The sequence below is a fragment of the Kitasatospora sp. NPDC041988 genome, from assembly GCF_055588525.1.
The window spans coordinates 195,331-214,683 of sequence record NZ_JBVJCO010000010.1 but is presented as its reverse complement, the minus strand read 5'-3'; the positions used below and the strand labels follow the sequence as shown (position 1 = coordinate 214,683).

Genomic DNA, 19,353 nt, shown 5'->3' with positions numbered 1-19,353 from the left:
CGACACCACCCGGCCCTGGCGCGGCATCATGGTCGCCACCACGATCCCGCTGCGCCCGGACCTCTCCGTCGACTACGACGCCTACGCCGAGCACGTCCGCTGGCTGATCGCCTCGGGCTGCGACGGTGTCGTCCCCAACGGCTCGCTGGGCGAGTACCAGACCCTCACCGACGAGGAGCGCGCCCGGATCGTCGAGGTCGCCGTCGAGGCCGCCGGCGACGGCTCCCGGGTGATGCCCGGCGTCGCCGCGTACGGCAGCGCCGAGTCCCGCCGCTGGACCGAGCAGGCCGCCGAGGCCGGCGCCGGCTCCGTCCTGCTGCTGCCGCCGAACGCCTACCGCGCCGACCACGCCGCCGTCCGTGGCCACTACGCGGAGGTGGCGAAGGCGGGCGTGCCGATCGTCGCCTACAACAACCCGTACGACACCAAGGTCGACCTCGTCCCCGCGCTGCTCGCCGAGCTGCACGGCGAGGGCTCGATCGTGGCGGTCAAGGAGTTCAGCGGCGACGTCCGCCGGGCCTACGAGATCGCCGAGCTGGCCCCCGGCCTCGACCTGCTGATCGGCGCCGACGACGTGCTGCTGGAGCTGGCCCTGGCCGGCGCGGTCGGCTGGATCGCCGGCTACCCGAACGCGCTGCCGGAGGCGAGCGTCGCCCTCTACCGGGCCGCCGTCGCGCACGAGCTGGAGACGGCGCTGCCGCTCTACAAGGCGCTGCACTCCCTGCTGCGCTGGGACTCCAAGACCGAGTTCGTGCAGGCGATCAAGCTCTCCATGGACATCGCCGGCCGCCCGGGCGGCCCGACCCGCGCGCCGCGCCTGCCGCTCACCCCGGAGATCGAGGCGGCCGTCCGCGCGGCCACCGAGAAGGCACTCGCCGAGGGCCTGGCGTAGCCGTCGAGAAGCCCCGGGTACGGCCGGCTGCGGGGGCAGCCGGCCCGGCCCCGACCCCCCCATCCGACCATCCGACGGGAGCCGCAATCACATGCGCAGCCGCCACGTGTTCCACGCCGTCGACTCGCACACCGAGGGCATGCCGACCCGGGTCGTCACCGGCGGGTTCGGCATCATCCCCGGTGCCACCATGGCCGAGCGCCGGGTGCACTTCCAGCAGCACCTGGACCACTTCCGCACCCTGCTGATGTACGAGCCGCGCGGCCACGCCGCCATGAGCGGGGCGATCCTCCAGCCGCCGACCCGGCCGGACGCCGACTTCGGCGTGCTCTACATCGAGGTGTCCGGGCTGCTGCCGATGTGCGGCCACGGCACCATCGGCGTCGCCACCGTGCTGGTCGAGACCGGCATGGTGACGGTGGTCGAGCCGGTCACCACCGTCCGGCTGGACACCCCCGCAGGGCTGGTCATCGCCGAGGTGCGGGTCGAGGACGGCGCCGCCACCGCGGTGACCATCCGCAACGTGCCCTCCTACTCGGTCGCCCTGGACCGCAAGATCGAGGTGCCCGGCTACGGCACGGTCGGCTACGACCTCGCCTACGGCGGCAACTTCTACGCCATCCTGCCGCTCGCCGAGTTCGGCCTGCCCTTCGAGCGCGAGCGCAAGCAGGAGATCCTGGACGCCGGGCTGGCCCTGATGGACGCGATCAACACCGGCCCCGACCGTCCGGTGCACCCGGAGGACCCGTCCATCCACAGCTGCCACCACGTCCAGCTGCTCGCCCCCGGCTCCACTGCCGAGCACTCCCGGCACGCGATGGCCATCCACCCCGGCTGGTTCGACCGCTCGCCGTGCGGCACCGGCACCTCCGCGCGGATGGCCCAGCTGCACGCGCGCGGCGAGCTGCCGCTGGGGCGGGACTTCCGCAACGACTCCTTCATCGGGACGACCTTCACCGGCCGCCTGGTCGAGGAGACCGAGGTGGCCGGACGGCCCGCCGTCGTCCCCACCGTGACCGGGCGGGCCTGGATCACCGGCACCGCCCAGTACTTCCTCGACCCGAGCGACCCGTTCCCGGCCGGGTTCCTGCTCTGAGCCCGCCGCTCCCCGCCGAACCACCCCCCGAAGGACTGCTTGCCGTGACGATCCGTTCGTACAACCCCGCCGACCCCGCGGACCTCGTCGCCGAGGTTCCCAAGCCCGGTGCCGAAGCCGTCCGGGCAACCGTCGGCCGTGCCCGGGCCGCGCAGCCCGGCTGGCTCGCCTCCGGTGCCGGCGCGCGCTCCGCCGCGCTCACCCGGATCGCCGAGGCGGTCGAGGCGCACGCCGAGGAGCTGGCCGCGCTGGTCGTCCGCGAGGTCGGCAAGCCGCTCGCCGAGGCGCGCGGCGAGGTCGCCCGTACCGTCGCCATCTGGCGCTACTACGCGCAGGCGCCGTTCGCGGCGTCCGGCGCCGTCCACGAGACGGCCGCCGGCGAGGGCCTGCTGCTCACCCGCCGCCGCCCGTACGGGGTGGCCGGGCTGATCACGCCCTGGAACTTCCCGTTGGCGATCCCGACGTGGAAGGCCGCCCCGGCGCTGGCCGTCGGCAACTCCGTGGTGCTCAAGCCGTCCTCGGAGGCGATCGGCTGCGCGCTGCGGCTGGCCGAGCTGGTGGCCGCGGCCGGGCTGCCGGAGGACGTGTTCACCGTGCTGCCGGGCGGCGGCACGGAGGGTGGGGAGCTGGTCGGTGCCGCGGACGTGGTCTCGTTCACCGGCTCCACCGGGGTCGGCCGGCAGGTGGTCCGCACCGCCACCGAGCGCGGCATCCCGGTCCAGGCCGAGCTCGGCGGGCTGAACGCGGCGCTGGTCCTCCCGGACGCCGACATGGACCAGGCCGCCGCCCACCTGGCCTCCGCGATCGCCGGCTACGCCGGGCAGAAGTGCACCGCCACGAGCCGGGTGATCGCCGTCGGCGAGGCCTACGAGCCGCTGAGCGAGGCGCTGGTCAAGGCCCTCGCGAAGGTCGACGACACGGCCTGCGGGCCGGTCATCAACTCCGCCACCAGGGACGAGATCACCGCGGCCGTCGCCTCGGCCCGGGAGGCCGGCGCCGAGGTGCTGGCCGGTGGCGGCGTGCCGGACCGGACCGGCTGGTACCTCGACCCGACCCTGGTTGCCGAGGTGCCGGCCGACCACCCGCTGCGGCGCGAGGAGTTCTTCGGCCCGATCGCCGTGCTGCACGCCGCGGCCGACCTGGACGAGGCGATCGCGCTCGCCAACGACACCCCGTACACGCTGTCGGCCTCGGTACACACCCGCAGCCTGGACGTCGCGCTCGCCGCGGCCGACCGGCTCGACGCGGGCATGATCCGGGTCAACGCGCCGTCCAGCGGCGTCGACTTCCACCTGCCGTTCGGCGGCGCCAAGGGTGCCAGCCACGGCGCCCGGGAGCAGGGCCAGGCGGCGCTGGACTTCTACACCCAGGGCCGCACCGTCACCCTGCTGCCGGCCGGTGGCGCGTGATGCTCGTACGGACGGTGGACTACCACACGGCCGGCGAGCCGTTCCGGATCGTGGTCGGCGGCGCGCCCGGCATCCCCGGTGACAGCGTCGCCGAGCGCCGGGCCATCGCGCTCGGCGCGGGCGGCTCCGCCACCGCGCCCCGGCCGAGCGCCCTCGACCGGGTGCGGCAGCTGCTCACCCGGGAGCCGCGCGGGCACGCCGGGATGTACGGCGGGTTCCTGGTGCCGCCGGACGACGACGAGGCGCACCTCGGCGTGCTCTTCTGGCACAAGGACGGCTACTCGACCGCCTGCGGCCACGGCACCATCGCGCTCGGCGCCTGGGCGGTGGACTCCGGGCTGGTCCCCGCCCCGGACGACGGGGTGGCCCGGGTACGGATCGACGTCCCGTCCGGGCGGGTCACCGCCCTGGTCCACCGGGCGGGCGGCCGGACCACCGGGGTGACCTTCCGCAACGTGCCGGCCGTCGTCACCGCGCTCAAGCTGCCGGTGTCCACCTCGTACGGCACCGTCGAGGTCGCCGTCGCGCACGCGGGCGCCTGCTACGTCTCGATGCCGGCCGCCGCGCTGGGCCTCGCCGTCGAACCCGGCCTGCTGCCCGAACTCACCGCCGCCGGCCGGGAGATCCGGGCCGCCCTGGCGGGCTCGCCGGCCGTCGAGCACCCGGCGGACCGGCTGCTCTCCGGCGTCTACGGGGTCATCCTGTACGACGAACTGCCCACCGTCGACGGGGGGCTGAGCCAGCGCAACGTCACCGTCTTCGCCGACGGCCAGATCGACCGCTCGCCGTGCGGCTCCGGCACCTCGGCCCGGCTCGCCGTCCTCGCCGCCGAGGGCCGGCTCGCGCCGGGCGAGGAGTTGCGGCACGAGTCGGTGGTCGGAACGGTGTTCGGCGGCCGGGTGCTCCCGGGCGGCGACCCGACCGACGGGGGCGTGGTCACCGAGGTCACCGGCACCGCCCACCGCACCGGCGAGCACAGCTTCGTGCTGGAGGCGGACGACGCACTGGGGACGGGGTTCCTGCTGTGACCGGCGACCGGAGCGAGGCCGCGAGAACGCCCGCCCTCACGCTGCCCGGCGCGGCCGCTGCGCCGCTCCAGCGCGTCGCGCCGGGCGCTCATCCGCGTGAGGCCTGCTCGCCGGCCGTCCGCGTACCGGGTGCCGAGGCTCTGCCGGGGGCGGAGGGCCGGCCGGGCGCTGCCGGGCCGGTGCCCGCCCTGACGGTGGCACAGGCGGCCGATGCGATCGAGCGGGTGCTGCTGGAGGGGCTGGACCCGGAGGCCGCGCCCGCGCGGTCGGCGGTGCCGGTGCCGGCCGGGGAACTGCTGCTGATGCCGGCCGCCTCCGCCGAGTACGCCGGGGTGAAGATCGCCGGAGTGGCCCCGGCCAACCCCGCCGCCGGCCTGCCCCGGATCACCGGGAGCTACCTGCTGCTGGACGGCCCGACGCTCCAGCCGGTCGCGCTGCTGGACGGCGCCGCGCTCACCGCCCTGCGCACGCCCGCTGTCACCGCCGTCGCACTGCGCCGGCTGGCCGCGCCGGACGCCGCGCACCTGGTGCTGTTCGGCGCCGGCCCGCAGGCGTACGGGCATCTGGACGCGCTGCTCGCCGTCCGGCCGCTGACCAGGGTCACGGTGGTGGCCCGCAGCGCGGCGCCCGCCGGGGCGCTGGCCGCGTACGCGCGTACGCGCGGGCTGTCGGCGCAGGTGGGGACGCCAGCCGCGGTGGCCGGGGCCGATGTGGTGGTCTGCTGCACCACCGCGCGCACCCCGCTGTTCGACGGCGCGCTGGTGCCCGGCCATGCCGTCGTGGCGGCGGTCGGCTCGCACGAGCCGGACGCGTGCGAGGTGGACGCGGCGCTGGTCGGCCGGGCGGAGCTGTACGTCGAGGCGCGGGCCGCCGCGCTGCGGGAGGCGGGGGACCTGCTGCTGGCGGGGGTCACCGGGGCCGATGTGCTCTGGAACCTGGCCGAGTTGGTGCGCGGGGAGGTGCCGGTGCCGAGTGACCGGCCGCGGTTCTTCAAGAGCGTCGGCATGGCCTGGGAGGACCTCGCGGTCGCGGCGGAGATGCACCGGCGCGGCTGCTGAGTGGCCGGAGCTGCGGCCGGCGTGGCGGGAAGGGATCCCCGGCCACGCCGGCCGCTTTCGGCGTTTCCGGCTACCGGTAGGTCGCGATCAGGCGGGCCAGGTGCTTGCCGCTGGTGTGCAGCGGCTCCTCGCTGCGGGCGATCTGGGCGGCCAGTTCGGCGCCCTCCAGGGTGCTGATGACGGTGGCTGCCAGCTCGCGCGAGTCGGCGGCGCCGAGCCCGGCGGTGTGCAGCTTCTCCTCCACGATGGCGCGCCAGTGGGCGAACGCCTCGACGACGGCCTGCTCGATCACCGGGGCGCGGCCGACCGTCTCCAGGGCGGTGCTGGTGATCGGGCAGCCGTCCTGCCATTCGGACTCGCGCAGGGCCTCGGCCAGCAGCCGGGTGCAGGCGGTGATCGCCTCGGCCGGGTCCTCCGACGTGTCCAGCCCCGCGCGGAGCAGGTCGGCGAACTCCTGGTCGCCGTGGCGGATCGCCTCGGCCGCCAACTCCTGCTTGCCGCCCGGGAAGAAGTGGTAGACGGAGCCGAGGGTGGCCTCCGCCTCGCGGGAGATCTGCTTGATTCCGGTGCCCTCGTACCCCTGGCGCTGCAGCAGTCGGGAGGTGGCCCGGACGATCCGCTCGCGGGTGCCGGTGGTCGTCGTCTTCACGCGGTGAGTCTAGCCGACCTGCTGAATAGAGCGTTCGTTCCAGAGCTGTGTTAGCTTCTCCTCCTGGATAGAGCGTTCGTTCTAGCGGAGGGGAATTCCCATGTCCGACTCGCAGCAGGACTTCAAGCAGCCCGTCACCGTGATCGGCCTCGGCCCGATGGGGCAGGCGATGGCCGGCGCCTACCTGGACGCCGGCCACGCCGTCACGGTCTGGAACCGGACCGCCGCCCGGGCCGGCGCACTGGTCGCCCGCGGCGCCGTCCTGGCGCCCAGCGCCGAGGCCGCCGTCGCCGCCAACGAGGTGGTGGTGCTCAGCCTCACCGACTACGACGCGGTGTTCGACGTCCTCGCCGCCGCCGGGGGCGCGCTCGCCGGGAAGGTGATCGTCAACCTCAGCTCGGACACCCCGGAACGAGCCCGCGAGGCCGCCCGCCGGCTCGCCGCACTGGGGGCCGGCCACCTCACCGGCGGGGTGCAGGTGCCGCCCTCGGGCATCGGCAAGGCCGAGTCGTCCACCTTCTACAGCGGGCCGGTGGAGCTGTTCCGGCGGCACCGGGCCACCCTGGAGGTGCTGACCGGCGCCGACTACCGTGGCGACGACCCCGGGCTGGCCCAGCTGTACTACCAGATCCAGATGGACCTCTTCTGGACCTCGCTGGCCGGCTACCTGCACGCCACCGCCGTCGCCGAGGCGAACGGCATCTCGGCGGAGGATTTCCTGCCCTACGCGTCCTCGACGGCCGCCTCGATGCCCGGCTTCCTCGCGTTCTACGCGCCCCGGATCGCGGCCGGCCACCACGAGGGCGACGTGGACCGGCTCGCCATGGGGCTCGCCAGCGTCGAGCACGTCCGGGACACGGTGGAGGCCTCCGGGGTGGACGGCGCGCTCCCCGCGCTGCTGGCCGACATCTTTCGGCGCGGGGTGGCCGCCGGGCACGGGGCGTCCAGCGCCACCAGCCTGATCGGGCTGCTCCGGAAGGCGTAGCGGGATCGTTGCCGTGGAGTGTGCCGCCGGCCGTTGTCACGGCCGGCGGCCGCTGTCACGATGGGCTCCGTCGAGATCGTGGTCTGCTGACGGATCGTCCGAATCACGGAATGTTGCACACTCAACGTAACGTGACATTGTACGCTGGTGTTCTGCAACCACCCGGAGGAACACCATGTCCGACCTGAAACCCCGCACCCTGATCTCCGTCCAGGAGCGGCTGCGCGACCAGGTCGCCCACGCCCTCCGCGCCGCCCTGATCTCCGGCGAGCTGCGCCCCGGCGTGGTCTACTCCGCGCCCGCCCTCGCCGCCGACTTCGGCGTCTCCGCCACCCCCGTCCGCGAGGCCATGCTCGACCTCGCTCGTGAGGGCCTGGTCGAGGCCGTCCGCAACAAGGGCTTCCGGGTCACCGAGCTGACCGAGCGCGACCTCGACGAGTACACCGAGATCCGCGCCCTCATCGAGATCCCCACCATCGGGCGGGTCACCCGCACCGCCACCGCCGAGCAACTGGAGGCGCTGCGCCCGCAGGCCGAGGCCATCGTCGCCGCCGCCCGCAAGCACGACCTGATCGGCTACCTGGAGGCCGACCGCCAGTTCCACCTCGACCTTCTCGGCCTCGCCGGCAACGCCCACCTGGTCGAGGTCGTCGGCGACCTGCGCAAGCGCTCCCGCCTCTACGGCCTCAACCGCCTCGACCAGCGCGGCGAACTCGTCTCCTCCGCCGAGGAGCACGTCGAACTGCTCGACCTCATGCTCTCCGGCGACGCCGAGGCCGCCGAGGCCTGCATGTCCCGCCACCTCGGCCACGTCCGCTCGCTCTGGGCGGCCGGGCAGGAGGAGACGGAGGACGAGGCCCGCCCGGCGCTGAGGCTGCGGGCGCGGTAGGGCACCGGCACACGTTCGGGTGAAGGCCGAAGATCGGGCGCCTGAAGGCGGCTCGGTTCTACGAGGTTCTGCAGAACGTCGGCATCTGGCTACCGGACGGGCCATCGGACTACGCCGTTCCCGACCTGGTGATCGCCGACGCTGACATCGAAGATCACCGGATCGAGTCCAACTGCTACGACCCTGCGGTCTTCCGTCTCGTGTTGGAGGTGACCTCCTCCAACCCAGCGACGACCTCAAGCGGAAGCCCACCGCCTACGCCTCCGCCGGACTCCCCGTCTACGTGATCGTGGACCGGACGACCAGCGGGTCATGGTGCTCACCGAGCCGCAGGACGGCGAGTACCGGGTGCACGCCGTCCACCACCCCGGCCAGTCGTTCACGCTGCCGGAGTCGATCGGGGCGTCGGTGACGCTCTCGGTGGACGACGTGCTCAACGTGAAGATGTAGGTCACGCCGCTGCCGGGACGGTCAGCCTTCCGTCGTGGACCTCGGCGACCTGGTCCACCGCCGTCAGGTGGGTGCGGTCGTGGGTGACCAGGACGGTGGCGGTGGCGCGGCGGTGGGTGAGCTCGGTGATGAGGTCGATGACGGCGGCGCCGCGGTCGTGGTCGAGGGCGCTGGTGGGCTCGTCGATCAGCAGGACGGTGGGGTCGTTCATCAGGGCACGGGCGATGTTGACGCGCTGGCGCTGACCGCCGGAGAGCTGGTGCGGGCGGCGGTCGGCCTGCTCGCGCAGGCCCACGGCGTCCAGGAGTTCGAGGGCCCGGGGGAGGGCCGCGCGCGGGGAGCGGCCGTCGAGGTGGGCCATCACCTGGAGCTGTTCGGCGGCGGTGAGCGAGGGCAGCAGGTTGGCCTGCTGGAAGACGATGCCGATCCGGTGCCGGCGCAGGGCGGTGAGCTCGGCGCGGTTCAGCCCGGTGGTCTCGACGCCGTCCACCACCACCCGGCCGCTGTCCGGGGTGATCAGGGTCGCGGCGACCGCGAGCAGGCTGGACTTGCCGGAGCCGGACGGTCCGACCACCGCGGTGATCGAGCCCTCGGGGACGGTGAGCGAGACCTCGTCCAGGGCGGTCAGCCGGCCGTCGCCGTCCTGATAGGTGAGGGTGATGCGGTCGAGGTGCAAGGTCATCGGGCGCTCCCCAGGGCGGTCAGCGGGTCGACGGAGGTGATCCGGCGGATGGACAGGGCGGCGCCGACCGCGCCGAGCGCGATCATCACGGCGGCCGGGAGGAGGACGGTCGGCGCGTCCAGCACGAACGGCACCGCGGAGCCGATCAGCGCCCCGGCGCCGGCCGCGATCGCGGTGCCCACGGCGGTCCCGAGGACCAGCAGCAGCACGGCCTGGCCGAGCGCGTCCCGCAGCAGGTAGCGGGTGGAGGCGCCGAGCGCCTTCAGGACGGCGATGTCACCGCTGCGCTGGATCGTCCAGACGGTGAAGAAGGCGCCGATCACCAGCGCCGAGATGGCGAACAGGAAGCCGCGCATCAGCTGCAGCGAGCCGTTCTCCGAGGTGTAGGAGCCGATCGCGGCGAGCGCGTCGTCGCGGCCGCGGGTCTCGGTGCCGAAGCGGGCGTCGCCGGCGGCGAGGCCGGCGCCGGAGGCCGTGGACAGGGCGATCACGGTGGCGTGTCCGGCGCCGCCCGGGGCGAACCGCTGCCAGTCGGTGAGGCTGGTCCAGACGACCGGGGTGTGGCTGTAGGAGGCGTCGCCGGACACCGCGGCCACCCGGAGCGGGCGGCCCGCCAGGGTGAAACTCGCACCGGGGCGCAGGCCGCCCAGGTTCTCGGCGGCGGTCTCGGAGAGCACGGCCTGCCCGGGGGCGATCAGGGAGCCCTGCGGGGCCAGCCCGGAGCCGTCCGGCACGCCGAAGGCGGAGAGCGCGGCGGTGCGCTGCCCGGCGGCGGCCTTGGTGGTGGTGATGCCGAGCGGCTGCGCGGCCGTGACGCCCGGCTGCTGCGCCCAGCCCTGCCACTGCTCGGGCGTGACCTGCGAGTCGGTGAAGGAGAGCTTCTGACCGTCGGCCGGCTTCGAGAAGACCAGGTGGTCGGCGGGCAGGCCGGTGATCGCCGAGGTGTTCTGCCGGCCCAGCCCGGCCGTCAGGCCCGACAGCAGGCCGACCAGCACGGTGATCAGCACGATCACGGTTCCCATCAGGGCGAACCGCCCCTTGGCGAACCCCAGGTCCCTCCAGGCGACGAACACGGTCCGGCCTCTCTGCTCGACTTCTTGTGCGACGCTCACCACGGTCGCGGAGGAGGGGGTGGGCGGGCATCGCCCGGGGGATTGGATCCCCGGCATCGAAGGGCAGAAGCGGAGTTCAACCTTTTGATTGATGCCCGGCGGGCGTCGCGGATCCTAGGCTGGACGGATGGCGACCGAACGACTCCGCACCACCCCCGTCGCCCGCGTACTCCAGGTCTGCCTGCACCTGCTGGTGGCGGGCCTGCTCGCGCTCGCCGTCGCCCGGGCCGTGGCCGGCCGGGACGGCGACCCGGCCGCGGTCACCGCCGCGGCCGTCGCGATGGCCGCCGTCTACACGGCCGGGCCGCTGGTCGGCGCCGTCCGGCGGTCCCGGCGGGCCGCCGCGCTCTGGCTGGCGCTGCTCGGCGTCACCTGGGTGGGTGTGCTGGTCGCCACTCAGGACGGGGTCTGGCTGGCCTTCCCGCTGTACTTCCTGGAGCTGCACCTGCTCGGCCGCCGGGGCGGGCTCGTGGCGGTCGGGCTCACGGCGGGCACGGCGATCGCGGCGTGGTCCTGGCACCAGCAGACGTTCAGCCTGGCCGCCGCCATCGGGCCCGCGCTCGGCGCGGCCGTCGCCACCGCCACCGTCCTCGGCTACCAGGCGCTCTACCGGGAGAGCGAGGAGCGGCGCCGGCTCATCGACGAGCTCACCGCCGCCCGCGCCGACGCCGCCGCCGCCCACCACGCGGCCGGCGTGCTCGCCGAGCGTGAACGGCTCGCCCGGGAGATCCACGACACCCTCGCGCAGAGCCTCTCCAGCATCCAGCTGCTGCTGCGCGCCGCCCAGCGGGCCCTGCCCGAGCGGACCGAGGCCGCCGCCGGCTACGTCGAACAGGCCCGGCAGGCAGCCCAGGACAACCTCGCCGAGGCGCGGCGCTTCGTCCGTGCGCTCACCCCCGCGGACCTGGAGGGCGCTTCGCTGCCGGTCGCCCTGGAACGGCTCTGCGCCACCACCACGGCGCACAGCGGCCTCTCCGTCCGCCTGCACGTCTCCGGCGACCGGGTGCAGCTGCCGGTGCCGCAGGAGGTCGCGCTGCTGCGGATCGCGCAGTCCGCACTCGGCAACGCGGTGCGGCACGCCCAGGCCTCGCACGCCGAGGTGACGCTCAGCTACATGGAGGGCGAGGTGGCGCTGGACGTGTTCGACGACGGGACCGGGTTCGACCCGGCGGCGGTCGCCGCGGGCGCGGGTACGGGCGGGGCCGGCGGGGACGGCGGCTTCGGGCTGCCGTCGATGCGGGCCAGGGCGCGGGCGCTGGGCGGTACCTTCACGGTCGAGTCCGCGCCGGGGGAGGGGACGGCCCTCGCCGTGCTGCTGCCGGTGCCCGCGGCCCCGGGCGTCCCGGGTGCTTCGAGTGCTTCGAGTGCTTCGAGTGAGGAACCTACGTGACCGAGGAATGTGCGTGAGTGATCAGGTGATCCGACTGCTGCTGGCCGACGACCACCCGGTGGTCCGGGCCGGGCTGCGGGCCGTCCTGGAGAGCGAACCGGACTTCGCCATCGTCGCCGAGGCCGCCACCGCCGAACAGGCCGTGCAGCTCGCCGAGGAGGCCGAGGTCGACGTGGTGCTGATGGACCTCCAGTTCGGGCCCGGCTCGGCGATGAACGGTGCCCAGGCCACCGCCGCGATCACCGCCCGGGGGGCCGGGGCGCCGCGGGTGCTCGTCGTCACCACGTACGACACCGACGCCGACACCCTCCCCGCGCTGGAGGCCGGGGCCACCGGGTACCTGCTGAAGGACGCGCCGCCCGAGGAGCTGGCCCGGGCCGTCCGCTCGGCGGCGGCGGGGCGCACGGCGCTCGCCGCGACGGTGGCGGACCGGCTGCTGGAGCGGATGCGGACGCCGTCGGCGGCGCTCAGCGCACGGGAGACGGAGGTGCTGGGGCTGGTCGCGGACGGGCTGACCAACCAGCAGGTCAGCCAGCGGCTGCACCTGAGCCAGGCGACGGTGAAGTCGCACCTGGTGCACATCTACACGAAGTTGGGCGTGGACTCGCGTACGGCGGCGGTGCGGGAGGCGCGCGGGCGGGGGCTGATCCGCCGGGGGGTGTGAGGAGCGGGCGGGCGTAGGGTTGGACGGGCCCGAACCGTTGCGTGGAGTGGAGGAACCCCGCATGGCCGCCGTCCGCCTCGACGAGCTCGCCGTTCCCGTCATCGCCGCGCCCATGGCGGGCGGGGCGTCCACGCCGGAGCTGGTGGCCGCGGTGAACGGGGCCGGCGGGCTCGGGTTCCTCGCGGCCGGGTACCGGAGCGCCGACGCGATGGCCGGACAGATCGAGCGCGTCCGGGAGTTGACGGACCGCCCGTTCGGCGTGAACCTCTTCGTGCCCGCCGAGCCCGCCGAGCCCGGCGACCCGCGGGCCGTCGCCGCGTACCGGGAGCGCCTGCTGCCGGAGGCCGAGCGCTGGGGTGTCCGGCTGCCCGGGGCGATCGCGCCGGACCGCGACGACTGGGACGCCAAGATCGCCGCGCTGCTGGCCCGGCCGGTGCCCGTCCCCGTGGTGTCGTACACCTTCGGCCTGCCGGCGCCCGAGGAGGCGCGGGCCCTGCGGGCGGCCGGTACCTGCCAGGTCGGCACCGTCACCACGCCCGAGGAGGCCCGGCGCGCCGAGGCGGCCGGGATGGACGCGCTCTGCGTGCAGGGCCCGGAGGCGGGCGGCCACCGGGCCACCCACCGGGTGGCGGACCGGCCGGGGGACGTCCCGCTGCTCGAACTGCTGGCCGCCGTGCGGGCGGTGACGGCGCTGCCGCTGATCGCGGCGGGCGGACTGGCCGACGGGGCGGCGATCGCGGCCGCGCTGCGGGCCGGGGCGGTGGCCGTCCAGCTGGGGACGGCATTGCTGCGGGCCGACGAGTCCGGCGCGTCGGCGCCGCACCGCGCGGCGCTGGCCGAACTGCCCGGCACGGTGGTGACCCGTGCCTTCACCGGCCGGCCCGCCCGCGGCCTGCGCAACGCGTTCATCGACCGGTTCGAGCCGTACGCGCCGGCCGCCTACCCCGAGGTGCACCACCTCACCCAGCCGCTGCGCGCAGCAGCGACCGCGCGGGCGGACACCGCGGCGATGCACCTGTGGGCCGGCACCGGGCACCGGGCGGCTCGCCCAGGGCCGGCCGCGGAGATCGTCAAGGAGCTGTGGGAGCGGGCTCGTCGCTGAGCACGGACCGGTAGTAACCGATCTTCGCCCGGATGTGGTGCTGCTGCCGCCGCAGGTGGGCGATCTGCTCCTCCACCTGCGCGTCGTGCTCCTCCAGCACGGCGAGCCGCTCCGCCACCGTCCCGTCCCCGCCGCGCGCCAGTTCGGTGAAGCGCAGCATGCCCGCGATCGGCATCCCGGTGTCCCGCAGGCACCGCAGCATCGCGAGCCAGGCCAGGTCGTCCTCGCTGAACCGCCGGTGGCCGGTCCGCGCCCGCCGCACCGCGTCCAACAGCCCGATCTTCTCGTAGTACCGCAGCGTGTCCAGGCTGAACCCGGACCGTTCGACCGCCTCCGCGGGCGTCATCAACTCGACTCCGGATGCACTCATGCCGATGATCATCCCATCGCCCGGAGCGCACACCTCGGGCGCCTACGCCGCCGCGATCGGCGGCGAGGTGGAGGTCACCGTGCGGCGGGGGGCCGGACGATCAAGGTCGCCTGAATCCGAGCCCCCAGCCGGCGCCCCCGCGCCCGGTGCCTCCGCACCCGGTGTCGGCGGGCCTCAGGCGAGGAGGGCGGACATCCAGGATTCGAGGGCGGGGACGGTGCGGGGGAGGGCGCCGGACATGAGGCGGGCGCCGTCGGCGGTGATGACGAGGTCGTCCTCGATGCGGATGCCGAGGCCGCGGAGTTCGAGCGGGAGGGTCTCGTCGTCGGGCTGGAGGTAGAGACCGGGCTCGACGGTGAGGACGTGGCCCTCTTCGAGGACGCCGTCGAGGTAGGTCTCGGCGCGGGCCTTGGCGCAGTCGTGGACGTCGAGGCCGAGCATGTGGCCGGTGCCGCAGAGGGTGTAGCGGCGGTAGAGGCCGCTGTCCTCGGCGAGCGCCTGTTCGGCGGGGACGCGCAGGATGCCCCAGTCGGCCAGGCCTTCGGCGATGACGCGCATGGCGGCGTGGTGGAAGTCGCGGAAGCGGGCGCCGGGGCGCAGGGCGGCGATGCCGGCGTCCTGGGCGGCGAGGACCAGTTCGTAGGCCTGTCGCTGGACGGCGGTGAAGGTGCCGGAGAGCGGGAGGGTGCGGGTGATGTCGGCGGTGTAGAGGGTGTCGGTCTCGACGCCGGCGTCGAGCAGCAGCAGGGCGTCGGGGTCGAGCGGGCCGTCGTTGCGGATCCAGTGCAGGACGCAGGCGTGGGCACCGGAGGCGGCGATGGTCTCGTAGCCGGTGCCGTTGCCCTCGGCGCGGGCGCGGAGGTTGAAGATGCCCTCGATCCAGCGCTCGCCGCGGTGGTGGCGCAAGGCGTCGGGCAGGGCGCGGACGACGTCCTGGAAGCCCAGGACGGTGTGGTCGACGGAGAGTTGGAGCTGTTCGACCTCCCAGGCGTCCTTGACGAGGCGGAGTTCGGAGAGCACCGCGGCGAGTGCGGCGTCGCCCTCGGCGAGCTGCGGGGAGCCGGGGCGGCCGGTGGCGGCGTCGAGGGAGGGGGCGATGCCGGCGAGGACCCGGGTGCCGGCGGGCTGCGGGCCGGTGAGCAGCTTGTCGAGGTCGTCGAGGTGCCCGGTGGCGAGGCCGGTGAGCCGGGAGGCCTCGGCGAGGTCGGGGCGGCGGCCGACCCAGAACTCGCCGTAGCGGCGGTCGCGGTAGAACTCGGCGCCGCGGACGGGGTCGCCGCCGCGGGGGGAGCGCGGGCGCAGGTAGAGGACGGGCTCGTGGCCCTCGGGGCCGGCCGGTTCGAGGACGAGGACGTGGCCGACCTGGTCCTCGCCGGTGAGGCCGGTGAGCCAGGCGTAGGCGCTGTGCGGGCGGAACCGGTAGTCGGTGTCGTTGCTGCGGACCTTGAGTTCGCCGGCGGGGACGATCAGCCGTTCGCCGGGGAAGGCGGCGGAGAGGCGGGCGTGGCGGCCGGGGAGCGCGGCGTATCCGGGGACGCGCTGGTCGGCGGGGAGCGGACTGGGGGCCCAGGAGGTGCCCATGAAGGCGTCGAGGGCGGGGGAGACGGGCAGGTCGTGGCTGCCGGTGTTGAGGCCGGTCTGACGGAGGGTCACCGGGTGTTCTCCTAAGCGGGGCCGGGGGGTTGCACGGACACAGCTCGGTAACGGGGCGCGCCACCTCTTGTGCAGTGCAATTTCACATTACTATGTTACGGGTCACACCGCGGAGCGGCTAGACCCCCTGAGGTCGCCCTCCCCGGCCGGGCCCCGGACCAGCCCCGGGGCCGGACCACGGGCCTACGGCGGGCCCCCCACTGCGGAGTTGCACATGACCAGGCGCACCCACGCCGCCCTCGCGGCGGCCCTCGCAGCCACACTCACCCTCGGCCTCGGGGCCTGCAAGAACGACAAGAGCGACACCGGCGGCGACAGCACGGCCACGAGCACCAAGGGCCCGGGCGCGGAGTCCGGTTCGATCATCGGCGGCACCCCGGTCAAGGGCGGCACGCTCACCGTCCTCACCAACCAGGACTTCGCCCACCTCGACCCCGCCCGCAACTGGGTCCTGCCGCACATGGACTTCGGCACCCGCCTGATCTACCGCACCCTGGTCACCTTCAAGGCCGAGCCGGGCGCCGCCGGCAGCGAGATCGTCCCGGACCTCGCCACCGACCTCGGCAAGGCCTCCGACGGCGGCAAGACCTGGACCTTCACCCTGCGCGACGGGTTGAAGTACGAGGACGGCAGCCCGATCAAGTCCGCCGACATCAAGTACAACGTCGAGCGGTCCTTCTCCCCGGACCTCACCGGCGGCCCCGACTACGCGGTCCAGTACCTGGCCGGCGGCGAGAACTACAAGGGCCCGCTGACGGGTGAGCACCTGCCCAGCATCGAGACCCCGGACGACAAGACCATCGTCTTCCACCTGAAGCGCCCGGTCGCCGAGTTCTCCTACACCGCCACCCTGCCGACCTTCTCCCCGGTGCCGCAGACCCAGGAGAAGGGCACCCAGTACGACTCGCGGCCGTTCTCCTCCGGGCCGTACAAGATCGACACCTACGATCGCGGCAAGCAGCTCGTCCTGGTCCGCAACACCAACTGGGACCAGGCCACCGACACGGTCCGCAAGGCGTACCCGGACAGGATCGTCGTCACCCAGGGCCTCAAGGGCGGCCAGGCCGACGACCGGATCATCGCCAGCGAGGGCGCCGACGCCTCCACCGTCGAGATGCCGTGGATGCAGCACGAGTCCGTCGCCAAGGTGCTGCCCAAGGCGGACGTCAAGTCCCGCATGGTGGCCGAGCAGACCGGCTGTACGGACATGCTGTACCTGAACACGGCCAAGGCGCCCTTCGACGACCCGAAGGTGCGCGAGGCGATGATGTACGCCGTCGACCGCGAAGCCCAGGTCACCGCGTTCGGCGGCCCGGCGATGGCCGACGTCGCCACCTCCTTCCTGCCGCCCGCGCTGACCGGCGGCGCCAAGGCCGACCCGCTGAAGATCCCGGCCGCCGGCGACCAGGCGAAGGCCAAGGACCTGCTCAAGGCGGCCGGGAAGACCGACCTCAAGGTCTCGCTGACCGTCTCCCTCGGTGACAAGACCCGCGGCGAGGCGATCCAGCAGTCGCTGGCCAAGGCCGGCGTCCAGGTCACCGTCAACACCGTCGACGCGTCCGCCTTCGCCGACACCGTCGGCGACACCAAGAACGCCCCCGAGCTGACGATCAACGGCTGGTGCCCGGACTACCCGTCCGGCGCCACCTTCCTGCCGTTCCTCTTCGACGGCCGCACCATCAAGGAGAAGGGCAACCAGGGCAACTACAGCCAGTTCCGGGACCAGGCCACGATGGACCGGATGGACCAGATCGCGGCCATGACGGACCTGGCCGAGGCCAACGCCGCCTGGAAGCAGCTCGACGAGGACCTCGTGAAGAAGGCCCCGGCCGTTCCGCTGATGTGGCAGCGCCGCCCGCTGCTGGCCGGCACCAACGTGGCCGGCGTGTTCGGCAACTCCGGCTACGCCGGCATGATCGACATGGCCGTGGTCGGCCTCAAGGACCCCTCGAAGAGCCAGGGCTGAGGGACCGCCACCGATGAGTGCAACCACTGAGCCCGCCGCCGTGGAGGCCACGGCGGCGGGCCCCGCGAAGGCCACCGGGCGCGGGCCCTGGCGGCTGGTCTGGGACCAGCTGTGGGCCAAGGGCCCGGCCCGGTTCGGCCTGATCACGGTCGCCGTGCTGGTGCTGGCGGCCGCCCTGGCCGGCCCGCTGAGCTCGCTCGGCGGCTGGTCCCCCGAGGAGTTCGACAAGCGCGCCATCGACCCGTACCTGGGCGGGCTGCCCAAGGGCGACTTCGGCGGTATCAGCGCCCGGCACTGGCTGGGCGTCGAACCGATCACCGGGCGCGACCTGTTCGCCCGCGTCCTGCACGGCGGGCAGGTCTCGCTGCTGATCGCGTTCACCGCGACCGCCGTCGTCGTGATCACCGGCACCCTGGCCGGCATCGCCGCCGGCTACTTCGGCGGCCGGACCGACGCGGTGCTGTCCCGGCTGATGGACCTCACCATGTCCTTCCCCTCGCTGATCTTCATGATCGCGATGATGTCGGTGGCCAAGGACGTCAACCGGATCCTGCTGATCACCCTGGTCATCGGCCTGTTCACCTGGCCCGGCATCGCCCGGGTCGTCCGCGGCCAGACCCTCTCGCTCAAACACCGCGAGTACGTCGAGGCCGCCAAGGTCGGCGGCGCCCGGTCCTGGCGGATCCTCACCCGGGAGATCCTGCCGAACGTCTCCGGCCCGGTCATCGCCTACACCACCCTGCTCATCCCCGGCATGATCGCCACCGAGGCCGCGCTCAGCTACCTCGGCGTGGGCGTCCGCCCGCCCACCGCGTCCTGGGGGCAGATGATCGCCGAGAGCATCCTCCACTACGAGACCGACCCGACGTACTTCCTCATCCCGACGGTCTTCCTGTTCCTCGCCGTGCTCGCCTTCACCCTGCTCGGCGACGCGCTGCGCGACATCCTCGACCCCCGGGGAGGCCGGTCGTGATCCTCTACCTCGGCCGCCGGCTGCTCGGCGTGGCGGGCATCCTGCTCGCCATCTGCGCCATCACCTTCACCATCTTCTACCTGCTGCCCAACGACCCGGCAGCGGCCGCCTGCGGCAAGACCTGCAGCCCCGAGCGGCTCGCCGACGTCAAGGCGGCGATGGGCCTGGACGCGCCGGTCTGGCAACAGTTCGGCAGCTACCTGGCCGGCATCTTCGCCGGCCGCGACTACGGCAGCGGCCCCAGCGCCCTGCACTGCGGATTCCCGTGCCTCGGCTACTCGTACGAGTACGGGCTGCCGGTCTGGGACCTCCTGACCGACCGCCTGCCGGTCTCCGTCTCGCTCGCCCTCGGCGCAGCCGTGCTCTGGCTGGTCCTCGGCCTCGGCGCCGGCGTCACCTCGGCGCTGCGCAAGGGCGGCATCACCGACCGGACCCTGATGGTGCTCTCGGTCGGCACCGCCTCGCTGCCGGTCTACTTCACCTCGATCATGCTGATCTGGGGCGTCGTCCGGACCGCCGGACTGCTGCCCTACCCGGCGTACCACCAGTTCACCGAGGGCCCGGTCGACTGGGCCTCCAACCTGCTGCTGCCCTGGACCGCGCTGGCCCTGCTGTACGCGGCCATGTACGCCCGGCAGAGCCGCAACTCGATGATCGAGACCATGGCCGAGCCGTACATCCGCACCGCCCGCGCCAAGGGCCTGCCCGCCCGCACCGTCACCGTCAAACACGGGCTGCGCGCCGGGATGACGCCGATCCTCACCATCTTCGGCATCGACCTCGGCGGCCTGCTGGCCGGCGCCGTCATCACCGAGTCCATCTTCGGCCTGCCCGGCGTCGGCCGGCTCTTCTACGACGCGCTGAGCCGGTCCGACCAGCCCGTCATCCTCGGCGTCACCCTGCTCGCGGCCTTCTTCATCGTCGCGGCGAACCTGCTGGTCGACCTGCTCTACGCCTACGTCGACCCGAGAGTGAGGTACTGACA

At 73.9% G+C, this 19,353-nt stretch carries 19 protein-coding genes; 14 read left to right on the top strand and 5 right to left on the bottom strand.

Annotated elements, in window-relative coordinates; all coding sequences use genetic code 11:
• The first annotated feature begins 28 nt into the window (after positions 1 to 28).
• The 5 genes from ACZ6NC_RS13500 to ACZ6NC_RS13480 all read left to right on the top strand — a co-directional run bounded on the left by ACZ6NC_RS13500 (position 29) and on the right by ACZ6NC_RS13480 (position 5,483).
• Positions 29 to 892 (top strand): dihydrodipicolinate synthase family protein, encoded by an 864-nt coding sequence (locus tag ACZ6NC_RS13500; protein ID WP_465732135.1) that lies wholly within the window; start codon positions 29 to 31, stop codon positions 890 to 892.
• A gap of 91 nt (positions 893 to 983) precedes the next feature.
• Entirely contained in the window at positions 984 to 1,988 is a 1,005-nt protein-coding gene (locus ACZ6NC_RS13495; RefSeq protein ID WP_465732103.1) for a proline racemase family protein, read from the top strand.
• Positions 1,989 to 2,032: 44 nt separating this feature from the next.
• Positions 2,033 to 3,397, top strand: a complete 1,365-nt coding sequence (locus ACZ6NC_RS13490) for an aldehyde dehydrogenase family protein (RefSeq protein ID WP_465732101.1) — start codon at positions 2,033 to 2,035, stop codon at positions 3,395 to 3,397.
• Entirely contained in the window at positions 3,397 to 4,425 is a 1,029-nt protein-coding gene (locus ACZ6NC_RS13485; RefSeq protein ID WP_465732099.1) for a proline racemase family protein, read from the top strand. Before ACZ6NC_RS13490 ends, ACZ6NC_RS13485 begins: the two co-directional genes overlap by 1 nt.
• A gap of 140 nt (positions 4,426 to 4,565) precedes the next feature.
• Positions 4,566 to 5,483 carry an ornithine cyclodeaminase family protein gene (locus tag ACZ6NC_RS13480; protein WP_465732133.1) on the top strand — a complete coding sequence of 306 codons (918 nt, stop codon included), beginning with the start codon at positions 4,566 to 4,568 and terminating at the stop codon, positions 5,481 to 5,483.
• 70 nt (positions 5,484 to 5,553) lie between these two features.
• On the opposite strand, the gene ACZ6NC_RS13475 is transcribed toward ACZ6NC_RS13480, so the two are convergent.
• On the bottom strand, positions 5,554 to 6,132 hold the full coding sequence (locus ACZ6NC_RS13475) for a TetR/AcrR family transcriptional regulator (RefSeq protein WP_465732097.1): 579 nt from the start codon (positions 6,130 to 6,132) through the stop codon (positions 5,554 to 5,556).
• A gap of 100 nt (positions 6,133 to 6,232) precedes the next feature.
• Here ACZ6NC_RS13475 and ACZ6NC_RS13470 point away from each other — a divergent pair, with 100 nt between their 5' ends.
• The 3 genes from ACZ6NC_RS13470 to ACZ6NC_RS13460 all read left to right on the top strand — a co-directional run bounded on the left by ACZ6NC_RS13470 (position 6,233) and on the right by ACZ6NC_RS13460 (position 8,456).
• A complete protein-coding gene (locus ACZ6NC_RS13470) occupies positions 6,233 to 7,117 on the top strand; it encodes an NAD(P)-dependent oxidoreductase (RefSeq protein WP_465732095.1) in 885 nt (294 codons plus the stop codon).
• Between the two features lie 175 nt (positions 7,118 to 7,292).
• On the top strand, positions 7,293 to 8,006 hold the full coding sequence (locus ACZ6NC_RS13465) for a GntR family transcriptional regulator (RefSeq protein WP_465732093.1): 714 nt from the start codon (positions 7,293 to 7,295) through the stop codon (positions 8,004 to 8,006).
• 312 nt (positions 8,007 to 8,318) lie between these two features.
• Positions 8,319 to 8,456 (top strand): hypothetical protein, encoded by a 138-nt coding sequence (locus tag ACZ6NC_RS13460; RefSeq protein ID WP_465732091.1) that lies wholly within the window; start codon positions 8,319 to 8,321, stop codon positions 8,454 to 8,456.
• Between the two features lies 1 nt (position 8,457).
• Here the strand turns inward: ACZ6NC_RS13460 and ACZ6NC_RS13455 are convergent, their stop codons facing one another.
• Both ACZ6NC_RS13455 and ACZ6NC_RS13450 read right to left on the bottom strand, forming a co-directional pair.
• On the bottom strand, positions 8,458 to 9,138 hold the full coding sequence (locus ACZ6NC_RS13455) for an ABC transporter ATP-binding protein (RefSeq protein WP_465732089.1): 681 nt from the start codon (positions 9,136 to 9,138) through the stop codon (positions 8,458 to 8,460).
• Positions 9,135 to 10,211, bottom strand: coding sequence for an ABC transporter permease (locus tag ACZ6NC_RS13450; RefSeq protein WP_465732087.1), 1,077 nt, complete (start codon positions 10,209 to 10,211; stop codon positions 9,135 to 9,137). Before ACZ6NC_RS13450 ends, ACZ6NC_RS13455 begins: the two co-directional genes overlap by 4 nt.
• A gap of 166 nt (positions 10,212 to 10,377) precedes the next feature.
• Here ACZ6NC_RS13450 and ACZ6NC_RS13445 point away from each other — a divergent pair, with 166 nt between their 5' ends.
• The 3 genes from ACZ6NC_RS13445 to ACZ6NC_RS13435 all read left to right on the top strand — a co-directional run bounded on the left by ACZ6NC_RS13445 (position 10,378) and on the right by ACZ6NC_RS13435 (position 13,406).
• Positions 10,378 to 11,640, top strand: coding sequence for a sensor histidine kinase (locus tag ACZ6NC_RS13445; RefSeq protein WP_465732085.1), 1,263 nt, complete (start codon positions 10,378 to 10,380; stop codon positions 11,638 to 11,640).
• A gap of 13 nt (positions 11,641 to 11,653) precedes the next feature.
• Positions 11,654 to 12,304, top strand: a complete 651-nt coding sequence (locus ACZ6NC_RS13440; protein WP_465732083.1) for a response regulator transcription factor — start codon at positions 11,654 to 11,656, stop codon at positions 12,302 to 12,304.
• Between the two features lie 61 nt (positions 12,305 to 12,365).
• Positions 12,366 to 13,406, top strand: a complete 1,041-nt coding sequence (locus ACZ6NC_RS13435) for a nitronate monooxygenase (RefSeq protein WP_465732081.1) — start codon at positions 12,366 to 12,368, stop codon at positions 13,404 to 13,406.
• On the opposite strand, the gene ACZ6NC_RS13430 is transcribed toward ACZ6NC_RS13435, so the two are convergent.
• Both ACZ6NC_RS13430 and ACZ6NC_RS13425 read right to left on the bottom strand, forming a co-directional pair.
• A complete protein-coding gene (locus ACZ6NC_RS13430; protein WP_465732079.1) occupies positions 13,375 to 13,776 on the bottom strand; it encodes a MerR family transcriptional regulator in 402 nt (133 codons plus the stop codon). The two genes, ACZ6NC_RS13435 and ACZ6NC_RS13430, sit on opposite strands and share 32 nt — an antisense overlap.
• A gap of 174 nt (positions 13,777 to 13,950) precedes the next feature.
• Positions 13,951 to 15,429 carry an aminopeptidase P family protein gene (locus ACZ6NC_RS13425; RefSeq protein ID WP_465732077.1) on the bottom strand — a complete coding sequence of 493 codons (1,479 nt, stop codon included), beginning with the start codon at positions 15,427 to 15,429 and terminating at the stop codon, positions 13,951 to 13,953.
• A gap of 214 nt (positions 15,430 to 15,643) precedes the next feature.
• Between ACZ6NC_RS13425 and ACZ6NC_RS13420 the strand changes: the two genes are divergently transcribed.
• The 3 genes from ACZ6NC_RS13420 to ACZ6NC_RS13410 are packed head-to-tail and all read left to right on the top strand — an operon-like array spanning position 15,644 to position 19,351.
• Positions 15,644 to 17,395 carry an ABC transporter substrate-binding protein gene (locus tag ACZ6NC_RS13420; protein WP_465732075.1) on the top strand — a complete coding sequence of 584 codons (1,752 nt, stop codon included), beginning with the start codon at positions 15,644 to 15,646 and terminating at the stop codon, positions 17,393 to 17,395.
• 13 nt (positions 17,396 to 17,408) lie between these two features.
• A complete protein-coding gene (locus tag ACZ6NC_RS13415; RefSeq protein WP_465732073.1) occupies positions 17,409 to 18,368 on the top strand; it encodes an ABC transporter permease in 960 nt (319 codons plus the stop codon).
• Positions 18,365 to 19,351 (top strand): ABC transporter permease, encoded by a 987-nt coding sequence (locus ACZ6NC_RS13410; RefSeq protein WP_465732072.1) that lies wholly within the window; start codon positions 18,365 to 18,367, stop codon positions 19,349 to 19,351. Before ACZ6NC_RS13415 ends, ACZ6NC_RS13410 begins: the two co-directional genes overlap by 4 nt.
• The last annotated feature ends 2 nt before the right edge of the window (positions 19,352 to 19,353 follow it).

Coding starts and splice junctions, on each gene's coding strand:
- ACZ6NC_RS13500 (WP_465732135.1), top strand. CDS start 29: ATGGTCGCCACCACGATCCCGCTGCGCCCGGACCTCTCCGTCGACTAC.
- ACZ6NC_RS13495 (WP_465732103.1), top strand. CDS start 984: ATGCGCAGCCGCCACGTGTTCCACGCCGTCGACTCGCACACCGAGGGC.
- ACZ6NC_RS13485 (WP_465732099.1), top strand. CDS start 3,397: ATGCTCGTACGGACGGTGGACTACCACACGGCCGGCGAGCCGTTCCGG.
- ACZ6NC_RS13470 (WP_465732095.1), top strand. CDS start 6,233: ATGTCCGACTCGCAGCAGGACTTCAAGCAGCCCGTCACCGTGATCGGC.
- ACZ6NC_RS13465 (WP_465732093.1), top strand. CDS start 7,293: ATGTCCGACCTGAAACCCCGCACCCTGATCTCCGTCCAGGAGCGGCTG.
- ACZ6NC_RS13460 (WP_465732091.1), top strand. CDS start 8,319: ATGGTGCTCACCGAGCCGCAGGACGGCGAGTACCGGGTGCACGCCGTC.
- ACZ6NC_RS13455 (WP_465732089.1), bottom strand. CDS start 9,138: ATGACCTTGCACCTCGACCGCATCACCCTCACCTATCAGGACGGCGAC.
- ACZ6NC_RS13445 (WP_465732085.1), top strand. CDS start 10,378: ATGGCGACCGAACGACTCCGCACCACCCCCGTCGCCCGCGTACTCCAG.
- ACZ6NC_RS13435 (WP_465732081.1), top strand. CDS start 12,366: ATGGCCGCCGTCCGCCTCGACGAGCTCGCCGTTCCCGTCATCGCCGCG.
- ACZ6NC_RS13430 (WP_465732079.1), bottom strand. CDS start 13,776: ATGAGTGCATCCGGAGTCGAGTTGATGACGCCCGCGGAGGCGGTCGAA.
- ACZ6NC_RS13420 (WP_465732075.1), top strand. CDS start 15,644: ATGACCAGGCGCACCCACGCCGCCCTCGCGGCGGCCCTCGCAGCCACA.
- ACZ6NC_RS13415 (WP_465732073.1), top strand. CDS start 17,409: ATGAGTGCAACCACTGAGCCCGCCGCCGTGGAGGCCACGGCGGCGGGC.